General features: G+C 66.4%; 14 protein-coding genes. 4 read left to right on the forward strand and 10 right to left on the reverse strand.

What is annotated here, in order from left to right; translation table 11 throughout:
- Nucleotides 1-167 precede the first annotated feature (167 nt).
- The 7 genes from QTI66_RS26275 to QTI66_RS26305 form a co-directional block, all read right to left on the reverse strand.
- Nucleotides 168-845 (reverse strand): OmpA family protein, encoded by a 678-nt coding sequence (locus QTI66_RS26275; protein WP_286563062.1) that lies wholly within the window; start codon nt 843-845, stop codon nt 168-170.
- A 61-nt stretch (nt 846-906) separates the two neighbouring features.
- Nucleotides 907-1,644, reverse strand: coding sequence for a head GIN domain-containing protein (locus tag QTI66_RS26280; protein WP_286563064.1), 738 nt, complete (start codon nt 1,642-1,644; stop codon nt 907-909).
- Between the two features lie 32 nt (nt 1,645-1,676).
- Complete coding sequence (locus tag QTI66_RS26285; protein WP_286563066.1) at nt 1,677-2,111, reverse strand: hypothetical protein; 435 nt, start codon at nt 2,109-2,111, stop codon at nt 1,677-1,679.
- Nucleotides 2,095-3,675: a DUF4384 domain-containing protein gene (locus QTI66_RS26290; RefSeq protein WP_286563067.1), complete on the reverse strand. Its 1,581-nt coding sequence runs from the start codon at nt 3,673-3,675 to the stop codon at nt 2,095-2,097. Before QTI66_RS26290 ends, QTI66_RS26285 begins: the two co-directional genes overlap by 17 nt.
- A 29-nt stretch (nt 3,676-3,704) precedes the next feature.
- Nucleotides 3,705-4,052, reverse strand: a complete 348-nt coding sequence (locus tag QTI66_RS26295) for a hypothetical protein (RefSeq protein WP_286563068.1) — start codon at nt 4,050-4,052, stop codon at nt 3,705-3,707.
- 203 nt (nt 4,053-4,255) lie between these two features.
- Complete coding sequence (locus QTI66_RS26300) at nt 4,256-4,828, reverse strand: hypothetical protein (protein WP_286563070.1); 573 nt, start codon at nt 4,826-4,828, stop codon at nt 4,256-4,258.
- Nucleotides 4,829-5,063: 235 nt separating this feature from the next.
- Nucleotides 5,064-5,636, reverse strand: a complete 573-nt coding sequence (locus QTI66_RS26305; protein ID WP_286563072.1) for a hypothetical protein — start codon at nt 5,634-5,636, stop codon at nt 5,064-5,066.
- A 139-nt stretch (nt 5,637-5,775) separates the two neighbouring features.
- Between QTI66_RS26305 and QTI66_RS26310 the strand changes: the two genes are divergently transcribed.
- Complete coding sequence (locus QTI66_RS26310) at nt 5,776-6,720, forward strand: alpha/beta fold hydrolase (protein ID WP_286563074.1); 945 nt, start codon at nt 5,776-5,778, stop codon at nt 6,718-6,720.
- Nucleotides 6,721-6,829: 109 nt separating this feature from the next.
- Nucleotides 6,830-7,192: a hypothetical protein gene (locus tag QTI66_RS26315; RefSeq protein ID WP_286563075.1), complete on the forward strand. Its 363-nt coding sequence runs from the start codon at nt 6,830-6,832 to the stop codon at nt 7,190-7,192.
- A 43-nt stretch (nt 7,193-7,235) separates the two neighbouring features.
- On the opposite strand, the gene QTI66_RS26320 is transcribed toward QTI66_RS26315, so the two are convergent.
- From QTI66_RS26320 to QTI66_RS26330, 3 genes are all read right to left on the reverse strand, one after another.
- Nucleotides 7,236-8,054 carry a caspase family protein gene (locus QTI66_RS26320; protein WP_286563078.1) on the reverse strand — a complete coding sequence of 273 codons (819 nt, stop codon included), beginning with the start codon at nt 8,052-8,054 and terminating at the stop codon, nt 7,236-7,238.
- Nucleotides 8,055-8,060: 6 nt separating this feature from the next.
- Nucleotides 8,061-8,678, reverse strand: coding sequence for an anti-sigma factor family protein (locus QTI66_RS26325; RefSeq protein ID WP_286563079.1), 618 nt, complete (start codon nt 8,676-8,678; stop codon nt 8,061-8,063).
- 237 nt (nt 8,679-8,915) lie between these two features.
- Nucleotides 8,916-9,512, reverse strand: a complete 597-nt coding sequence (locus tag QTI66_RS26330; protein ID WP_286563080.1) for an RNA polymerase sigma factor — start codon at nt 9,510-9,512, stop codon at nt 8,916-8,918.
- 229 nt (nt 9,513-9,741) lie between these two features.
- Here QTI66_RS26330 and QTI66_RS26335 point away from each other — a divergent pair, with 229 nt between their 5' ends.
- Nucleotides 9,742-16,734, forward strand: a complete 6,993-nt coding sequence (locus tag QTI66_RS26335; protein WP_286563082.1) for a peroxidase family protein — start codon at nt 9,742-9,744, stop codon at nt 16,732-16,734.
- Between the two features lie 243 nt (nt 16,735-16,977).
- Entirely contained in the window at nt 16,978-18,660 is a 1,683-nt protein-coding gene (locus QTI66_RS26340) for a type I secretion system permease/ATPase (RefSeq protein WP_286563083.1), read from the forward strand.
- Nucleotides 18,661-18,672: the final 12 nt, after the last annotated feature.

An 18,672-nucleotide genomic window follows, 5' to 3' on the forward strand; every position in this document is an offset into this window, starting at 1 on the left:
AACGTTGCGGCGGGAGGCATCGGCGCTGCAGACCGGCGTGGCGAGAGATGCAGTGTTCTTCCACACGGTGCGAACCTCCACAGGCGATCGCGTCCCATTCTGCGTGCTGCGCCACGGCGGCACAAGAGGAGTGCGCGGCACCGGTTGGGGTGCCCGCGCGATCGGGTTCAGGAGCCGCGGAACTGCACGCGCCGGTTCACGGCGGCGTACGGGTCGGCGCCGTCGAGCGGCCGGCTCTTGCCGTAGCCGACGGCCTTCAGGCGTGCGGCGTCGATGCCGTGTTGCTTCACCAGGTAGTCACGCACGGCGTTGGCACGCACGCGTGACAGTTCGAGGTTGTAGGCATCGGAGCCGGCGGCATCCGTGTGGCCTTCCACCGTGACGATGCTGTCCGGGGACAGCAGCTTGATGCCCTTGGCCAGCGCGTCGAGCTGGGCGCGTGCGGCCGGAAGAATGTCCGCCGAGTCGAATGCAAAGCGCACCGGCAGGGAAAGCGCCGCGGCGTCAGCGGGCGAGTCGTCCGGGGCAGCGGGCGCAGCGGCGGCAGGGGCCTTGGACGCCTTGTGGGCCGCGGGACGCACCGGCGTGGTCGGCAGGGAGAGTTCCGCCACCTTGGTGGTGGCCTTCGCCGGGGCTGCTGCGGCTGCCGCGGCGGGCGCTGCAGGCCCATCGTCGAGCAGGCGGATCCCACGGGTCCTGACCTTGCCGAGCACGTCCGCCACATCTTGCGGATCCACGACCTGGCCTTCACGGTAGATGATGACCTTCTCGGCCTTCACCGGCGTGGCGACCAGGATGGAGGCTGCCGCGAGTGCGAGGGCGAGGGTGGTGAGGTAGCGGGTCATTTCGGCTCCTTGGGCGTTGGATTCGTCGATGCCCATGGGTTGCGCGTGCCGCCGGTCTGGTTCAATCTTTATTGATCGAACCGATGCCGCGGATGGACCGCGTCACCGCCGGGTCGCCGTGGTAGCGCACGTTGCCGATGCCGTCCACGCGCACCGCCAGCGTCGCGCTGGCGGCGAGCTGCACTTCGCCGCTGCCGTCGATGGCGACCTCGGCGCGCTCGCTGGCGAGCTTCGGCGCGGAGTAGGTGCCCGTGCCGGTGATGGCCAATTGTTGCGCGGTCACTTTGCCGCCCCCCACCGAGATGTCGCCCGCGCCGGTGATCTGCACCTTGAGGTTGGCCGCGTTGTCCAGCCGATCGACGCGTATCGAGCCGCCGCCCGCCAGCACCAGCGCGAGCGTGTCGCTGCGCAGCGGCCCGATGCTGATGGCGCCGGAGGTGCGCGACTCGAAGGCGCGCAACTGTCGCACGCCGATCTTCATGCGGATCGGCTGGTTGGTTTCGATGCGGCTGCTGGGCGACACGCCGATGATGAGGCGCCGGTCGCGAATCTCGGTCGTGATCTTGCGCAGCACCGCGGGTTCGGCGTCCAGGCTCAGCGACTCGCGCGAACCCTGTTCGACGCTGACTTCGCCGGCGACGGAGAACACGATTTCGTCGAAGTCGGCAACGCTGCGGGTTTCGATGGTGGCGTGTGCCGGCATGCAAAGTGTCGCGGCGAGTGCCGCGGTGCAGCCGGCGGTCAAAGCCGCCGCCCGGCGTGAGGCCCGGACCGGGAAGGCACGTGTCAACCAGTTCATGGAGAGGCTCCCTTTGGCCGCGGGCCCTGGCCTCAGCGCGGCAGCGCGAGGCTGCGTTCGGGCGCCGAGGGCCGTGCCAGGCAGGTGGTGCCGCCGATGTCGGCCGTGATCATCAGCGGCGCACCGTTGCGATCGATCGCCACCATCTTGGCCTGCTGCCGCGCCTCGGCGCCCAGCGTGACCGGACCTTCGTCGAACAGCAGGCGCCCGTACTGCCAGCAGCGCAGTTGGTAGGTGCCCGCCTTCCGGTTCGATGCCGAAGGCGCGGGGGAAGGCGCGGGCGGCAGCGGGGCCCGGGACACGACGGCATCGTCGCCGCCGGTTGCGACGCCTGCCGTGGCGCCAAGGGGCAGTTGCAGCAGCATTGCGGCGGCTGCGGTGGCCAGGGCCACCCCGGCCATGGCGGCGATGCGGGCGCCGCGGTGCTTCGCACTGCGTTCGGGACGGGCGTCACTTGGCTTGTACATGGAAGTTCTCCTGGGCGAGCTTGCCGCCGCTGGCTTTGTCGAAGGCGACACGGATCTGGTCGAGCGTGGCGCCGGGCAGGGGTTCGAAGTCGGTGCCCACCAACGCCTGGGGCAGCGAGGCCATCACGTCGCCCTGTGTGGCGAAGCACGAGACGGTCTCGGGCACGCCCTTGGTGTTCATCGTGAGCTGGAAGCGCATGGCGCCGGGCAGCGTGAGCGGCTTGGCCGCAGCGATGCGCGAGTCGCGGGCAAAGCGGTTGGGGAAGAAGCGGATGACCTTCGAATCCTCATCCTGCAGGTAGCAGTAGACGTGCGCGTCCTGCGACGGCGCAAGGGCCAGGCTGATCGACTCGCCGCGGGCAAAGCGCGTCTGCTGCTTCGGGGCCGTGACGGACAGCTTCAGTGGTGCCGCAGTGGGCGCGGGGGCCGGTGCCGAGGGCGCTGCGGGGCCTCCCGCCACGGCGGTTGGCGCCACGTAGCGTGCAGGTTGCGCCGGTCGTTTGATTTTTGTGTGGTCGGCGGCCAGGAAGGCGTAGAAGAACTCTTCGTTCAGCACGGCCTCGCGGCTCATGCCGAGTTCGGCGCGATAGTTTGCGATCGCCTCGTCGATGGCCGGATTGAATTCGCCGTCGATCGGGCCGTCGTAGAAGCCGCGGCGGCGCAACTGGTTCTGGAAGTAGGCAATCAGCTCGATGCGCGTGGCGGCCATCGAGTGGTACCAGTCGAACATCTCGAGCTTCGTTTCGTCGTTGGCCTTCGGGTCGGTCACGCCCAGGCAGGTCCAGTAGGGGGTCTTGGTCAGCTTGCCGATGAGCTCGACGGCCGCCAGTTCGACCAGCCCGCGCAGCGCTTGCGATTGGCCTTCGGCACGCGCCAGGGCCATGCTGTAGTTGATGCCGAACTTGTGATACGCGGCGTCGCCGTCGAAGCCGCTGCCCTGCTTCAGGATGATCACCGAGTTGCGTGAGGTCACGCCCGGCAGCACACCCATGTCGCTGGTCGTCAGCACGCTCAGGTCCAGGGCCAGCATGCTGGAGGCCGCGTCTTTCGCAATGCCCAGGTTGAGGTAGGGGAAGATGCCGAAGCCCGCGTCCTTCTGGTTCTTGATGAGGTTCTCGTCGAACTGCGACACCGAACCCTTGATGTCATACAGCGGGATGGCCTGGTAGGCCCCCTGGCTCTGCGCCGATGCCAGGAAGGTGACGACGTTGAGCGTGTCCTTGCCGAACGCGACCAGGCGCACCGCACGGCTGCGGCGCGACATGTCCGACACCGACGTGATCAGCATGTCGCGTGTTCCGGCGTTGAGCTTTTTCGTCTCGTCGGTGATCTCTTCGGTGAGCATGGTCACATCGCGCACGCCGTAGTCCAGCAGCAGCGTGTCCATGCAACGCAGGGCATTGGAGAAGCCCGTGATCGAGCGCTGGGGCCGGCTTTCCGGGCCCTTGCGGATCTCCTGGGTCTGCTCGACCGTCGGCTTCTTGACTTCGAGCGTCTGGCAGCCTGCAAGTGTCGCAACAGCGGCGGCAAGGGCGAGGCAGCGCACGATGGGGGTCGGTTTCATGACATCTCCGTTCTGCAAGAACTTGCGTCTCAACGGCAGCTACCGCGGCCGACGATGTTGATGGCATTGGGCGCGAACACGAACACTTCGCGTGGAGCAGCTCCGATGCGCCCGCCGGTGTCGACGTTGCCGATGTTCTGGCTTCCGCAGCTGTTGTTCTGGTTCTGGTCGAAAGACTTGCCCTGTTCCTCGGCCTTGCGTTCCTGCGCGGCGATACGGATCTTTTCCTTCGCAATTTTTGCGCGGAATTGCGAATCCACGCCAAGCAATTCTTGCCCCGCGAATGCGTGGGTACCGCAGCCCATGGAGGTGACGGCGAAGGCGATGCGGGCGGCGACGAAGCTGATTCGGGTGGCGCGGACGAGGGTGGCGTTCATGGCGGGTCTCCTGGCTGGAAATGGTTGCCAGCTCCGGGGATGCGCGCTGGCGGTAGGGCGTCAATGACTTGCCTTCCGCTCCTTGGGTTGCCGCGTGTGGCCAAACGGTTCAAGGGAAATTTTGTGGAAGGGAAATGAAAAAACCCGCCGGCGCGGGTGCGCGGGCGGGTTCGGGGTGAGGCCTGAACGAAGCAGGCGGCAACTTACTTGGCAACGCCCACGGCTTGGTCGGCCGAGGACAGGAAGCCGCTGGCCGAATTGTTCGAGCCGGTCGCGATGACGGTCGAGTTCTTCAGCTTGCCATTGCCTTGTGCGCCACCGAGCTGTTGGTTCGCCGAGGACAGGAAGCCACTGGCCGTGTTGTTGGCACCATTGGCGATCACCGTCGAGTTTTCCACCTTGCCGTTGTTCTTGGCAAAGCCCACTTCCTGGTTGGCCGAGCTGAGGAAGCCCGAAGCCCTGTTGTTCAGGTTCGTGCCGATGACCGTGCTGTTCTTGATCTCGCCGTTTTGCGTGGCGCGACCGACGCTCTGGTTGGCCGACGACAGGAAGCCCGAGGCGCTGTTGTTGGCGTTCGTGGAGATCACGGTGCTGTTGGTGATCTTGGCGTTTTGCTCGGCCACGCCGATGTTCTGTTTCGAGCTGGACAGGAAGCCCGAGGCGCTGTTGCTTGCGCCATTGGACAGCACGGTGCTGCCCGTGATTTCGCCGGCCATGCAGGCACCGAAGGCGAGACCGAGAGCGACGAGGACGGATGCTTTGCGAACGACTTGCATGATGAACTCCTTGATGTGGTGACAGGATTGAGGTGGGGCTTGCGGAATTGCTTGCCTTCCCGCTCATTGGGTTGCGGCGACTTCGGATCCGGTTCAAACGATTTTTCGGTTGCGGTGAAAAAAACTTGTGGTGAATCGCAGTGCCGGAACAGGGCTCGCAGCGCAAAAGAAAAACCCGCCGGCGCGGGTCGCGCGGGCGGGTCGGGTGCAGCCCTGGAACGGGGCAGAACAAGACTTACTTGGCAACGCCGATGCTTTGCTCGGCGGTGGAGAGGAAGCCGCTCGCGGTGTTGGACGAGTTCGTCGCGATGACCGTCGAGTTCCTCAACACACCATTGCCTTGCGCCCCGCCGATTTGTTGGTTGGCGGTGGACAGGAAGCCGGAGGCCCGGTTGGTGGCGCCGTTGGCGATCACCGTCGAGTTCTCCACCTTGCCGTTGCCCTTGGCAAAGCCAACTTCCTGGTTGGCCGTGCTGAGGAAGCCCGAAGCAGCGTTGGTCAGGTTGGTGCCGATGACCGTGCTGTTCTTGATCTCGCCATTTTGCGTGGCGCGGCCGACGCTCTGGTTGGCCGTCGACAGGAAGCCGGAGGCGCTGTTGTTGGCGTTGGTGGCGATCACGGTGCTGTTGGTGATCTTGCCGTTTTGCTCAGCCACGCCGATGTTCTGGCGTGCGGTGGACAGGAAGCCGGAGGCGCTGTTGGTTGACCCGTTGGACAGCACGGTGGAGCCCACGATTTCGCCGGCCATGGAGGCAGCGCAGGCGAGACCGAGAGCGATGACGACGGAAGCCTTGCGAACAACTTGCATGATGAACTCCTTGATGGGATGACAGGGTTTTGGTGAGGCTTGCGGAATTGCTTGCCTTCCGCCCCATGGGTTGCGGCGCGTTCGAATCCGGTTCAAAGTGATTTCGTGCAGACGGCATGCGGGCGTAGGATCGATTGCGATGGCTGAACCTTCACCCCATCCACCACGCCTGACCGGCCTGCGCGGCGCCTGGAGCGCGCTGCGCAATTTCGGGTTGGTGAACCTGGGCGCATCGGGCACGGCCGAACACGACAGCTTCACGGCCAGCGATGGTCAGGTGGTGCCCGTGTATGTGCTCGGCAAGGGACCGCCATTGGTGCTGGTGCATGGCGTCGGTTGCTCGCATCGCGACTGGATGCCGGTGGCGCGGCGGCTGGCGCAGCGCCACTGCGTGCTCGCATGGGACGCACGCGGCCACGGCAGTTGCCGTCCGGTGCGCGGCAGCATCACGCTGGCGCGGCTGGCGACCGACCTCGCCGAGATGCTCGACCACTTCGGGCTGCAGCGCTCCGTACTGGTCGGACACTCCATGGGTGCCCTCGCGCTGATGCAATATTTGCAGGTCTATGGCACGCAACGGGTTGCGGCGGTCACCCTGGTCGACCAGTCGCCGCGCATCGTGACGGACGACGACTGGCGCCTGGGCCTCTTCGGCGGCTGCAGCGCGGCAATGCTGTCGGGATTGATCGCAGGCGCGCGCCGCGACTTGGCCGAGACGCTGCTCAACGAAGTCGGCGCGCTGGGAGGCGACTGGCTGCGGCGGCAGCTCGGTGACCAGGCGCCGCTCGGCCGTTTGCTGCGCCGCCGCCTGGGACGCATCGACTTGCAGCCACTGCTGGACCTCGCCGAGTCGATGGCACAGGCCGACTTCCGTGCTTCGCTGTCGCGCATGGACGCACCCTTGCTGGTCGTGCTCGGGGCGCGCAGCCCGCACTACGCCGGTCTGCCGCTCGATGCCTGGTATCGCGACACGGTAAAGCATGCGCAAATCCTGATCTACCCGCATGCCGGCCATTCGCCGCATGTGAGCGAGCCCTTGCGTTTCGCGCGCGAACTCGAACGATTCCTGCTCGACCACGCTTGAGGTCCCTCCGCATCGGAAAATTCCGGAAACCCGTCAACCCTCAAGAATGAGGATGAAGGCGCGCCGCGTTTCCGCCCCAATGGAGATGGACCAACCAAGAGGAATTCACATGAAGCTGCACGAACATTTGATTGCCGTTGCATTGGCCCTCGGCGCCGGCCATGCCTGGGCCAACGATGTGCCGCTCAGCAACGACCAGATCCAGTCCGACATCATTGGCAAGACCATCGTGTGGAAGCTGGACGATGGCAAGAACTATGAGCTCCAACTTGCGCCAGGCGGCAAGGCCACGGTTTCGGGGCCGTACAACGATGTTGGTACATGGCGCATGAATGGCGAAGGCAGCTACTGCACGAGATGGAACAAGCAGACGCTGGCCGAGAATTGCGTCCAGATCGTCCGGCGTGATGGCGCGCTGACCTCCTTGCGCATGGATGGCAGTTTTCGCGGAACGGTCGTGAGCGTGAAATAGTCTGGAAGCGGCGTCCAACCGGGCGTCTCCCCCAGCAGCCTTTTTAGCCGCAGCGCCCCTTGTCGTCCGACTTGAAGCAGAAGTCGGCCGTCAGGCTCGACGACTCCCAGGGCACCTGCACGCGGCCGGTGTCTTCGGCCACCGCAATGCGCACCCGCTTGAAGAGCTGTTCGATCTGCAGTCCCGGCGTCGACATGTTGGCCAGCAGGTGGCGCGCATAGACGCTGTGCTCGCTGTTGGCGCCATCGAGTGCCACGCCGTTCGGCGCGGTCGAGAAGGCGACCAGCGTGCCCACGGGCGCATCGAGCGTCGCCAAGCCACCGGGCGTCGCACCACGGAATTTCAGGCGCCTTCCATCGGGGCCCACGATGACGCCACCGGCGAAGGGGTTCACCCGGCAGGCGTCGAGCACCACGATGTTGGCGCCGGTGCGGATGGCGCTGAGCCGGTCGACGAACTCGCCGACGTCCGCGCTCTGCTGCTGGATTTCCTCTTCCGATTTCGGGTCGGCGTCGATGGGCACGAGGTAGTTTCGGCCCTTCACCTGGACGCCGTGGCCGGCATAGAACAGCATGCGCACCGCCGCCTTGGGGGCACGCATCGAAAACTCGCGCAGCGACTCGATCAGGTCCGCCAGTTTCGTGTTCTGGCGCAGCGTGACGTCGTAGCCCAGGCCACGCAGCGCCGAAGCGACGGCGCTGGCGTCGCCGGGAGGATTCTTCAGCGGTGCGGCGCGATAGGCGCCGTTGCCGATCACCAGCGCGATGCGCGGGGTGTCGACGGCGTTGGCGGTACCGAAGGGCAGTGCTGCGGCGCCCAACGCGCAGCGCAGCAGCACACGGCGGGTCAACAGCGGGGTCATGGCCGCTTACTCCTTGGGCGGGACACCGGGCGCCAGCGAGGCGGCCTGGACGATCGGCGCGGTCTTCACGCGGGCGAGTGCCGCGGCTTCGCTGCCCGCCGGCACGCGCAGGTAGTAGTCGCCGAGCTGGCCCGGGCCGCCGGCCAGTTCGCCCTGCACCTGCACCAGCAGCATGCGGATGTCGGTCTCCTTGGCGTCCGGCGCGAAGCTGACTTTCAGCATCGGGCCCTCTTCGACGCGAACCGCGTGCAGTGCGCGGATCTCGGACTCGTTGTCGCGAACGCTGCCCAGCAGGTTCATGATCACGCCGCCCTGCACCGCGACGACCGCCAGCGCGGCCAAGGCGTAGCTCGGGCGCATGCCGAAGTTGCCGAAGAAGGCGCCGATGCGCTCGGCAAAGGTCGGGCGGTCGCCCTGGATCAGGCGCATGGCGCGGGCCAGGCCGATGGTGGCCGGCACGGCCGGGGCGTTTTCCTGCACGCGTGCCTGCAGCGAGCGATACCAGTCCAGCTCGCGCTGGGCCTCGGGATGCTGTTGGAGGTAGGTTTCGACCCAGGCGCGGTCTTCGGCGCCCAGCGAGCCGTTGGCGTACCAGGGGAGCAGTTCTTCAAAACGTTCGTTCATGATGCGTGTGCTCCCGTGGTAACGGTCGCACACGGGCGGTGCGGCGACGGTGAAAAGTTCTCGACCATGGTGATCACCAGAAATCCTTGGCTCCTGCGAGCCCCTTGACTGACCCGATCGTTGTCCGTCAGACCCCGATCAACCTGCACGGGGCATGCCCGTGTCGCCTCTGGGTTGCGCGGGGTTTGCGGATGGTTCAAATTATTTTTCTGCGCGCTTGTCAATTCGGCCAAAAGTTCAGGATGCAAGCGCGCCACGGGCGTTTGGACTACCACCTTCGCTGCGCAACAGGGACTGCAGGCAATTCTTGATCTTCTGGCGGGCGTGGAACAGCCGGGTCTTGACGGTGCCCTCGGGGCAGTTCTGCACCTCCGCCACTTCCGACACGCTCATGCCCTCGTAGAACACCAGGTGCAGGCATTCGCGATGCTCGTCCGACAGCTTGCCCATGCAGTGCTGCACGCCTTCGCGCCGTTGCTTGTCCGCCAGTTCCGCGTAGCCGTCGGGCGTGTCCGAGGCGGCAGTGTCGGCAATGTCGTCGAGGTCGCCGTGCACCTCGTCGGGCCGGCGGGCGCGGTAGACCATCAGCGCCTTGCGGCGTGCGATGCCGATGAGCCAGGTGGAAAACTGGGAGTCGCCCCGAAAGCGGTCGGGGTGGCGCCAGACCTCGTAGAGCGTGTCCACCAACACCTCTTCGGCCCGCGCGTGGTCATTCAGCATGTTGAGCACATAGGCGAACACCTTGCGGCTGAACGCCTTGTACAGCTGGCGAAACGCGGCCTGGTCTTCGCGGCCGATGCGTACGAGCAACTGTTTGACCTCGTCGTTGTCCATGCGGGCGGTGGCGTGAGGTGACGATGAACGCAATATAGCGTTTCTGGTTGATGCATAGCGGTCCTCATGGCAGGGACGCACGCACGTATCTGGTCCGGCCAGATGCCTGTCGCGGTGTAACGAAATATCACGCGCCTTAAGCCGATCTTAAGAACTCGCGCTGAGACTGATTGCAGCAAAAGTAACCCTTTTGCACTACCCACATATTCAAACCAGAGGAGACCGCGACATGTCAGTTACCGTCAATCAGGCAGACCTCGAATTCATCCTTGCGCAGATCAAGATTGCTGAAGCGCATGCCGCGGGGCAGCCTCTTTTTGGGCCCGGTGGACTGGTGCCCGCGTACAACGTGAGCTTTGGTCTGCGGACGGTGGACGGCACGTACAACAACCTGCTGCATGAAACCTGGGGCGCGGCCGACCAGCAGTTTCCAACGCTCATGGACCCGGTGTACCGGCCCGCCGACGGCACCCCGTTCGACCCGGACGGCGCCGGCCCCGCACCCGCCATGCCGACGCAGGCCACCTACCTGCCGAGCAACAACCCGAACTCGCTCGTTTTCGACTCGAGCCTGCGCACCACCTCCAACCTGATCGTTGACCAGACGCTGGGCAACCCGGCCGCGATCCTGACGGCACTGGACCGCGCCGGTTCGGCCAACCCGATGGATGACCTTCAAGCGGTCACCGCGATCTACCAGACCTTCAAGCCTGCGTCCGATGCCGAATACCTGGCGCGCGTGGCCGCGGACAACGCCCGCGCCGCCGCCGAGGCCCTGGGCGACGGCGACCCCAACACGCCGCCCACCGTCGAGGAGCAGGCCGCCCTCGATGCCGCCGCTGCCGCGGCCGACGCGCACACCGCCGCACTCGCAACGCTGGACGCCGCCCGCGCCGTGCGCGACGCCGCCGTGGAGCCCTTCGGCATCGTGATGGAAGGCGACAACGTCAGCCTGCCCAACATCTCGCCGGACGTTGGCCTGTCGGCCTCCTTCAACTCCTGGTTCACCCTCTTCGGCCAGTTCTTCGACCACGGCCTGGACCTGGTCAACAAGGGCGGCAGCGGCACGGTGTTCGTTCCCCTGCAACCGGACGATCCGCTCTACGTGGAAGGCAGCCACACCAACTTCATGGTGCTGACGCGCGCGACCGTGTCCGCAGGGCCTGATGGCGTGATGAACACGGCTGACGACGTGCGGCCGGTGAACACCACCACCGCTTTCGTCGACCAGAACCAGACCTACACCTCGCATTCCTCGCACCAGGTGTTCCTGCGCCAGTACGTTCTGAACTCTGACGGCCAGCCCGTGGCGACCGGCAAGCTCATCGAAGGCGGCAACGGCGGCATGGCGACATGGGGCGAGGTCAAGGCGCAAGCCAAGGCCATGCTCGGCGTCGAGCTGACCGACTTCGACGTGGGCAGCGTGCCGTTGCTCCGCACCGACCAGTACGGCAACTTCATTCCCGACCCGACGACAGGCTTTGCGCAAGTCATCACCGGCATCGGCCTCGATGGCATTCCGAACACCGCCGACGACGTCACCGTCTCCGGGACGCCGGACGCGCCCGTCAACCCGACGACCGCGCTCGCGCTGCGCACCGGCCACGCCTTCCTGGCCGACATCGCGCACGAAGCCGTGCCCATCGGCAAGATCGCCGACGGCGACATCACCATCGGCCTGGGCAACCCCGGCAATGGTGACACCGAGTACGACAACGAACTGCTCGACGCCCACTTCATTGCGGGCGACGGACGCGTGAACGAAAACATCGGCCTCACGGCGGTGCACCACGTCTTCCATGCCGAGCACAACCGCATGGTCGACCTCAACAAGGAAGTGATCCTGTCGACCGCAGCGGGTGGCGACCTCGACTTCCTCAACGAATGGCTGGTAGAAGACGTGGACGCAGTGCCGGCGGACCTCAGCACGCTGGTGTGGGACGGCGAGCGCCTGTTCCAGTCCGCCAAGTTCACCACCGAGATGCAGTACCAGCATCTGGTGTTCGAGGAGTTTGCGCGCAAGGTGCAGCCGCAGATCAACCCCTTCGTGGTGCCTGACGGCTTCGACGTCACCATCGATCCGTCGATCGTGGCCGAGTTCGCGCACGTGGTGTACCGCTTCGGCCACTCGATGCTCACCGAGTCCATCGACCGCTTCGACCCCAACTTCAACCCGAACGACATCGGCCTGATCCAGGGCTTCCTGAATCCTGTCGCGTTCGACAACCAGCATGCGATCACCGACGACGTGGCCGCCGGCGCGATCATCCGCGGCATGACGCGGCAGGTCGGCAACGAGATCGACGAGTTCGTGACCAGCGCGCTGCGCAACAACCTGCTGGGCCTGCCGCTCGACCTGGCGACCATCAACCTGGCGCGTGGCCGTGACACGGGCGTGCCTTCGCTCAACGCGGCGCGCCGCCAGTTCTATGACGCGACCAACAACGCGGCCGAACTGCGTCCGTACGACAGCTGGGTCGACTTTGCGGGCAACCTCAAGCACGAAGCGTCGATCATCAACTTCATCGCGGCCTACGGCAATCACGACCTGATCAAGGGCCAGGCGACCATCCAGGGCAAGCGCGATGCCGCACTGACGATCATCACCGGCGCATCGGTCGGCGGCCTCGAAGTTCCGGCAGACGCGGAAGACTTCCTCAACGGCATCGGCGCCTACGGCGCGGGCAATGCCCTGGGCGGCCTGGACAACGTCGACCTGTGGATCGGCGGCCTCGCGGAGAAGATCCTGCCCTTCGGCGGCATGCTGGGCTCGACCTTCAACTTCGTGTTCGAGCAGCAGATGGAAAGCCTGCAGAACGGCGACCGCTTCTACTACCTGCAGCGCCTGGACGGCCTGCATCTCTTTGGCGAAATGGAGAACAACTCCTTTGCCGAGATGATCATGACCAACACGAACGCGACGCACCTGCCGTCGGACGTGTTCTCGACGCCGGGCCTCGCGCTCGAAGTGGATCCGACAAGGCAATACAACGACCTGGACGGCGATGGCGACCTGGAGCAGAACGATCCGTCCGGCGGCGGCATCCTCACACCGCTGGTGGTGCGCAACAACCCCGCCACGGCCGGCCCGGACACCAACTACCTGAAGTACACCGGCGACCAGCACGTGGTGCTTGGCGGCACAGAGGGCAATGACATCATCATCGCCAGCGAAGGCGACGACACCATCCACGGCGACGGCGGCAACGACAACCTCGAAGGCGGCGCCGGCAACGACATCATCAACGCCGGCGACGGCGACGACATCGTTCGCGACCTGGGCGGCGACGACAACATCAAGGCGGGTTCCGGCAACGACGTGGTGCACGGCGGCCCGGGCCTGGACCTGATCATGGGCGGCGACGGCCAGGACTTCATCGTGCTGGGCACCGACGCGGGCTCGGAAGTGTTCGCCGGTCAGGGCAACGACTTCATCCTCGGCAGCAAGAACGCCGAGCGCATCCTGGGCAATGAAGGCGACGACTGGATCGAGACCGGCACCTTCGACGGTGCGCCCGGCGACAGCTTCGACGAAATCTTCGCGGCCGACAGCATCGTGGGCCACGATGTGTTCCTGGGCGATGGCGGCTTCGACGAGTTCATCGCAGAAGGCGGCGACGACATCATGGTCGGCAGCCCCGGCCGCGGCAAGCTGGCCGGCATGTCGGGCTGGGACTGGGTGACCTACAAGGACAACACCTTCGGCGTGGATGCCGACCTGACCCGCGCCATCGTGTTCGACGAGAACCCGAACCCGCCGCAAAACGGCACGCTCGACGGCTATGAATCGGTCGAAGGCCTTTCGGGCACGCGCTTCAACGACGTGCTGACCGGCGCCGACACCATCGCGGAAGAGCGCCTGCCCTTCGCCCAGGGCGGCACCGAAGGCTTCGCCGGCAACGTGCTCGATGCAGCCGCCGTGGCCCGCATCAACGGCTTGCAGGCCGTGATGGGCTCGCTCGTGAGCGCCACCGCCAGCTACTCCGCGGGCGACATCATCCTTGGCGGCGACGGCAGCGACCTGATGATGGGCCGCGGCGGCGACGACGTCATCGACGGCGACAAATGGCTGGACGTGCAGATTGGCGTCTTCGCGGCCAACGACCCGAACCACACCGGCACGCCGCTCGCGCTGCACAACAGCATGAAGACGCTGGTCAACGCCATGTTCGCGGGGCAGATCAACCCCGGCCAACTGGCGATCGTGCGCACCATCCGCACGGACACGACGGCGGGTGACATCGACACGGTCGCTTACCTCGGCCCGCTGGCCAACTACTCCTTCGGCACGGATGCGGACGGCAGGCTCACGGTGACCGACGTGTCGGCCGACCCGATCGAAGGCACCGACACGCTGAGCAACGTCGAGCGCCTGCAGTTCACGGACGCCGTGCTCGGCATCGTGACCGGCACCAACGGCCCCGACACGCTCACCGGCACCGCCGGCGACGATCTCCTGCTGGGCCTGGGCGGCAACGACACCCTGAACGGCCTGGCCGGCAACGACGTGCTGGTCGGCGGTGCGGGCAACGACACGCTCAACGGCGGCCTGGGCAACGACACCTACGTCTTCGGCCTCGCGGACGGCAGCGACACCATCAACGAGCCGGTCAACGCGACGAGCGGCGGCGACGCCGACCGCATCGTGATCCAGGCGGCCGGCACGGCGCTCACCACGCTCAACGCGCAGGACAACAACACCGGGACGAACAACGGCAGCCTGGTGCTCACCGCCAACGCAACGACGGTCACCGTGGCCGGCCACTTCACCGGCACGAACGCGCAGACCGGCGTGGAGCGCATCAACTTCAACGACGGCACCTACGCGGGCTACTTGCTGGGCGTGGACGACTACATCATCAGCCGGCAGGACCCGACGGGCGGCTCGCGCACGCTGGACTTCTCCGCCTCGACGGTGAACAACTTCATCGTCGGCGAGCAGGGCACCAGCGACGTCATCACCGGCGGCAGCGGCAATGACCTGATCTTCGGCGGCACCGGCGACAACCAGCTCAACGGCGGCATCGGCGACGACCTGCTGGTGGGCGGCTCGGGCGCCGGCGACAACGACGTGCTCGACGGTGGCCTCGATGCCGACACGATGGTGGGCCTGAACGGCAACGACACCTACATCGTGGACGACGTGCTCGACGTGGTGGTGGAAGCCGCGGCGCAGGGCACGGACGAGGTCCAGACCGAGCTGGCCGCGTACTCGCTCGAACTCATCGCCAACGTGGAGAACCTGACGTACACGGGCATCGATGCCGACCAGTTCATCGGCACCGGCAACACGCTCAACAACGTCATCAGCGGCGGCGACCTGGCCGACACGTTGAGCGGCCTCGCGGGCAACGACACGCTCAATGGCGGCATCGGTGCCGACACGCTGCTCGGCGGCGAGGGCAACGACACGTTGAACGGTGGCGATGACGACGACATCCTGACCGGCGAGAACGGCAACGACATCCTGGATGGCGGTGCCGGCAACGACACGCTGACCGCAGGCGCCGGCAACGACAACCTGTTCGGCGACGACGGCGACGACCTGCTGGACGGCGGCCTCGGCAACGACGCAATGAACGGCGGCGCCGGCAACGACACCTTCCTCGTGGACAGCACCACCGACACCGTGACGGAAGGCGCAGGCGGCGGCACGGACACCGTGCAATCGACCGTCACCTACACCATCACCGACGCGGACGTCGAGAACCTGACGCTGCTGGGCACCGGCAACATCAACGCCACGGGCAATGCGTCGGCCAACGTGCTCACCGGCAACTCCGGCAACAACGTGCTCACGGGGGGTGCAGGCATCGACACGGCGAGCTACGCCACGGCAGCAGCGGCCGTGACGGTTTCGCTGTCCATTGCCGGCGCGCAGGCCACCGGTGCGGCGGGCAGCGACACGCTGGCCAGCATCGAGAACCTGTTGGGCGGCGCGTTCAACGACACGCTGACGGGCAACGGCGTTGCCAACGTGCTGACCGGCGGCGGCGGCAACGACACGCTGGTGGCAACGGTCGACAACGTGCGCGACACGCTCGACGGCGGCGCCGGCTCCGACACGGCCAACTACACGGCCTACGCGGCCGCACTCACGGTGAACCTGGGCGGCGCGGCGCCGATCGTCGTCACCGGCTCGGGCAACAACGCGGCCAACTCCGACGTGCTGGTGGGCATCGAGAACTTCACCGGCGGCACGGGCAACGACACCATCACCGGCAGCACGGCCAACAACGTGCTGATCGGCGGCGGCGGAAACGACACCATCAACTACGCGATCGGCGGCGGCGCGGACACCATCGACGGCGGCGCCGGAACGGACACGCTGAACATCACCGGCGTGGCCAACAACGACGTGCTGGATGTGGTGCTCACCGGCACGACCATCACCTCCATGGAAGGGGGCACGGTCACCGGCATCGAGTCCGTCACTGCCAACCTTGGCGGCGCGGCCGACACGCTGTCCTACGGCGCGACCACGACGGCGGTCACCGTCAACCTCTCGGGTGCGGTGGATACGGCAACGGGCTTCACGTCCATTGCCAGCATCCTGAACATCACGGGCGGTGCCGGCAACGACAACCTGACCGGTGATGCCGGCGCCAACACGCTCAACGGCGGTGCGGGCAACGACACCATCAACGGCGGGGCTGGCGGCGACATCCTGATCGGCGGCATCGGCGCGGACACCATCAACTCGGGCGCGGCCAACGACAACGTGCAGGACATCTTCCGCTTCAGCGCAGCCAACGAGTTCGGCGACACCGTCACCAACTTCGACGCCGACGGCGCCGCGGGTGTGGACGACCGCATCGAGTTCACTGGCGCGCTCAACACGGCTTGGGACGACGGCAACAACAACGACGCCTTCCTGTTCGGCACGGGCAACGGGGCGGCAGGAACGGTCAACGTGACGGTCGGCCAGGGCAACGGCGACGTGGAAGCGCTGCTGTTGACCGGTGCCAACGGCGAAGGCGTGACGACCGCGAACCTGGGCAACGCGGCGCTGGTGGCCACGGCCTTCAACAACGAGTTTGCCATCACGGCTGCCAACGGCGAGGACGCATTGCTGGTCGTCAACGACACCAACGGCAACAGCTTCAGCCTCTGGCAGTGGGTGCAGGCCGGTGGCGGCGAGCTGGCGGCGGGTGAACTGACGCTTATTGGCACCTTCACGGCCAATGCCACCGTCACGGCGGACAACTTCGACTTTGTTTGAGGGGTGGAAGTGGCCTGCGACGGCCAATTCGCGAGTGCCTGCCACGCCAACGACACACATGGCGGCGTTGCAAATGCTCGCAATAGCGGTGGCTATTGCTGTGCTTTGCGCCTTGCCCTGTGTGCCGTTGACGCGGCCTTCCCTCGCGAATCGACCATCACAGGCCACCCGGGGTGAGAGGGGGCGGGGCAAGGCGCGCGAGCGACCTTGCCCCGCATAACAAGGACCGGAGGAGATTGCCGAATGAAGTCGTTGTGGACCGAGCTGAAGCCCTTGTTGCTGAACATGGCGCTGTTCTCGTTTGTGATCAACCTGCTGTACCTGGTGCCCGCGCTGTTCATGCTGCAGGTGTTCGACCGGGTGATTCCGACCAACAGCCGCGAAACGCTGTGGGTCTTGCTGGGCGGCGTGGGGGCGGCGCTGGCCATCCTCTTCGTGCTCGACTATGTGCGGCTGCGCTTGCAACACCTCACCGGCAACATCGTCGATGAGCGTCTGTCGCCGCCGGTGGTGCACGCGGTCGTGACTGCCACCGCGCGCGCGCCGCAGCATGCGCGGGCCGATGCGATGCGCGACGTGGCCACGCTGCGTGGCCTGTTCTCCGCCAACGGATTGACGGCGCTCATGGATGCGCCGTGGATCATCGTCTACGTGGGCGTCATCGCGGTGTTTCACCCGGCGCTGGGCTGGGGCGCGGCCGGCGCCGCCATGGTGATGATCGCCCTGGCATGGCTCAACGACCGCGTGAACCGCAAGGCGCTCGACGCGGTGCAGAAGGAAACGCGGCAGGCCTCGCGCTACGTGGAAGGATCGCTTCGCAACGCCGAAGTGCTGCAGGCCATGGGCATGACCGAACGCCTGCTGGGCCGTTGGCGCAAGCAGCAGGACGAGGCCCTGGCGCTGCAGGGCAGCACCAGCCACGCGAGCGTGAGCTTCAGCGCGGCGTCGCGCTTCCTGCGGCAGGGCGTGCAGGTCATGATGATGTCGATCGGCGCCTACCTCGTGCTCACGCAGGCGGCATCGGCCGGCGTGATGATCGCTACCACCGTGCTGCTCGGCCGTGCCCTGCAGCCGGTGGAGCAGATCGTCGGCAGCTGGCGCGTGCTGAACGAAGCGCGCTCGGCCTACCGCCGCTTGCGCGATCTCACCGACCGCTTCGGCAAGGAAGAGCCGCGCATGTCGCTGCCGCGGCCGGTCGGCCACGTGCGCGTGGAAGGCATCTCGTTTCGCGCGCCGGGCTCGGAGAAGCTGGCGCTGTCGGGCGTGTCGCTGTCGCTGGCCGCTGGCGAGGCGTTGGCCATCATCGGTCCGAGTGCCGCGGGCAAGTCCACCCTGGCGCGCCTGCTGACGGGCATCTGGCAGCCGACCATCGGAACCATCCGGCTCGACGGCACCGACCTGTCGACGTGGCCGCGGCGCGAACTCGGCCCCTGGATCGGCTACGTGCCGCAGGACGTGGAACTGTTCGACGGCACGGTGGCCGACAACATCGGCCGCCTTGGCGAGCCGGATGCCGATGCCGTCATTGCCGCCGCCAAGCGCGCCAACGCGCACGAGATGATCACGCAACTGCCGCTGGGCTACGACACCCCCATCGGCGACGGCGGCGCGCGACTGTCGCCCGGCCAGCGCCAGCGCATCGCACTGGCCCGCGCCATGTACGGCGACGTGCGCCTGCTGATCCTGGACGAGCCTAACGCGAGCTTGGACTCCGAGGGCGAGATCGCGCTGGCGCGTGCGCTCAGCGGGCTGCGCTCCGAAGGCGTGACCTCCATCGTGGTGACCCACCGCCCTTCGCTGGTCGCGCACGTCGACAAGATCCTCATCCTCGAAGCCGGCCACGTGAAGCAGTTCGGCACGGCCGCCGATGTGATGAAGTCCATGCAGAAGCAGGCCCAGGCCGCACTCGCCGAGCGTGCGGCGTGACGGCAGGTAGCA

Origin of the sequence: Variovorax brevis (genome assembly GCF_030317105.1) — a bacterium.
GTDB lineage: Bacteria > Pseudomonadota > Gammaproteobacteria > Burkholderiales > Burkholderiaceae_C > Variovorax > Variovorax brevis.

Excerpts from the sequence above, each read along its gene's own strand:
- QTI66_RS26275 (WP_286563062.1), bottom strand. The coding sequence starts at position 845 with ATGACCCGCTACCTCACCACCCTCGCCCTCGCACTCGCGGCAGCCTCC.
- QTI66_RS26280 (WP_286563064.1), bottom strand. The coding sequence starts at position 1,644 with ATGAACTGGTTGACACGTGCCTTCCCGGTCCGGGCCTCACGCCGGGCG.
- QTI66_RS26285 (WP_286563066.1), bottom strand. The coding sequence starts at position 2,111 with ATGTACAAGCCAAGTGACGCCCGTCCCGAACGCAGTGCGAAGCACCGC.
- QTI66_RS26290 (WP_286563067.1), bottom strand. The coding sequence starts at position 3,675 with ATGAAACCGACCCCCATCGTGCGCTGCCTCGCCCTTGCCGCCGCTGTT.
- QTI66_RS26295 (WP_286563068.1), bottom strand. The coding sequence starts at position 4,052 with ATGAACGCCACCCTCGTCCGCGCCACCCGAATCAGCTTCGTCGCCGCC.
- QTI66_RS26300 (WP_286563070.1), bottom strand. The coding sequence starts at position 4,828 with ATGCAAGTCGTTCGCAAAGCATCCGTCCTCGTCGCTCTCGGTCTCGCC.
- QTI66_RS26305 (WP_286563072.1), bottom strand. The coding sequence starts at position 5,636 with ATGCAAGTTGTTCGCAAGGCTTCCGTCGTCATCGCTCTCGGTCTCGCC.
- QTI66_RS26310 (WP_286563074.1), top strand. The coding sequence starts at position 5,776 with ATGGCTGAACCTTCACCCCATCCACCACGCCTGACCGGCCTGCGCGGC.
- QTI66_RS26315 (WP_286563075.1), top strand. The coding sequence starts at position 6,830 with ATGAAGCTGCACGAACATTTGATTGCCGTTGCATTGGCCCTCGGCGCC.
- QTI66_RS26320 (WP_286563078.1), bottom strand. The coding sequence starts at position 8,054 with ATGACCCCGCTGTTGACCCGCCGTGTGCTGCTGCGCTGCGCGTTGGGC.
- QTI66_RS26325 (WP_286563079.1), bottom strand. The coding sequence starts at position 8,678 with ATGAACGAACGTTTTGAAGAACTGCTCCCCTGGTACGCCAACGGCTCG.
- QTI66_RS26330 (WP_286563080.1), bottom strand. The coding sequence starts at position 9,512 with ATGGACAACGACGAGGTCAAACAGTTGCTCGTACGCATCGGCCGCGAA.
- QTI66_RS26335 (WP_286563082.1), top strand. The coding sequence starts at position 9,742 with ATGTCAGTTACCGTCAATCAGGCAGACCTCGAATTCATCCTTGCGCAG.
- QTI66_RS26340 (WP_286563083.1), top strand. The coding sequence starts at position 16,978 with ATGAAGTCGTTGTGGACCGAGCTGAAGCCCTTGTTGCTGAACATGGCG.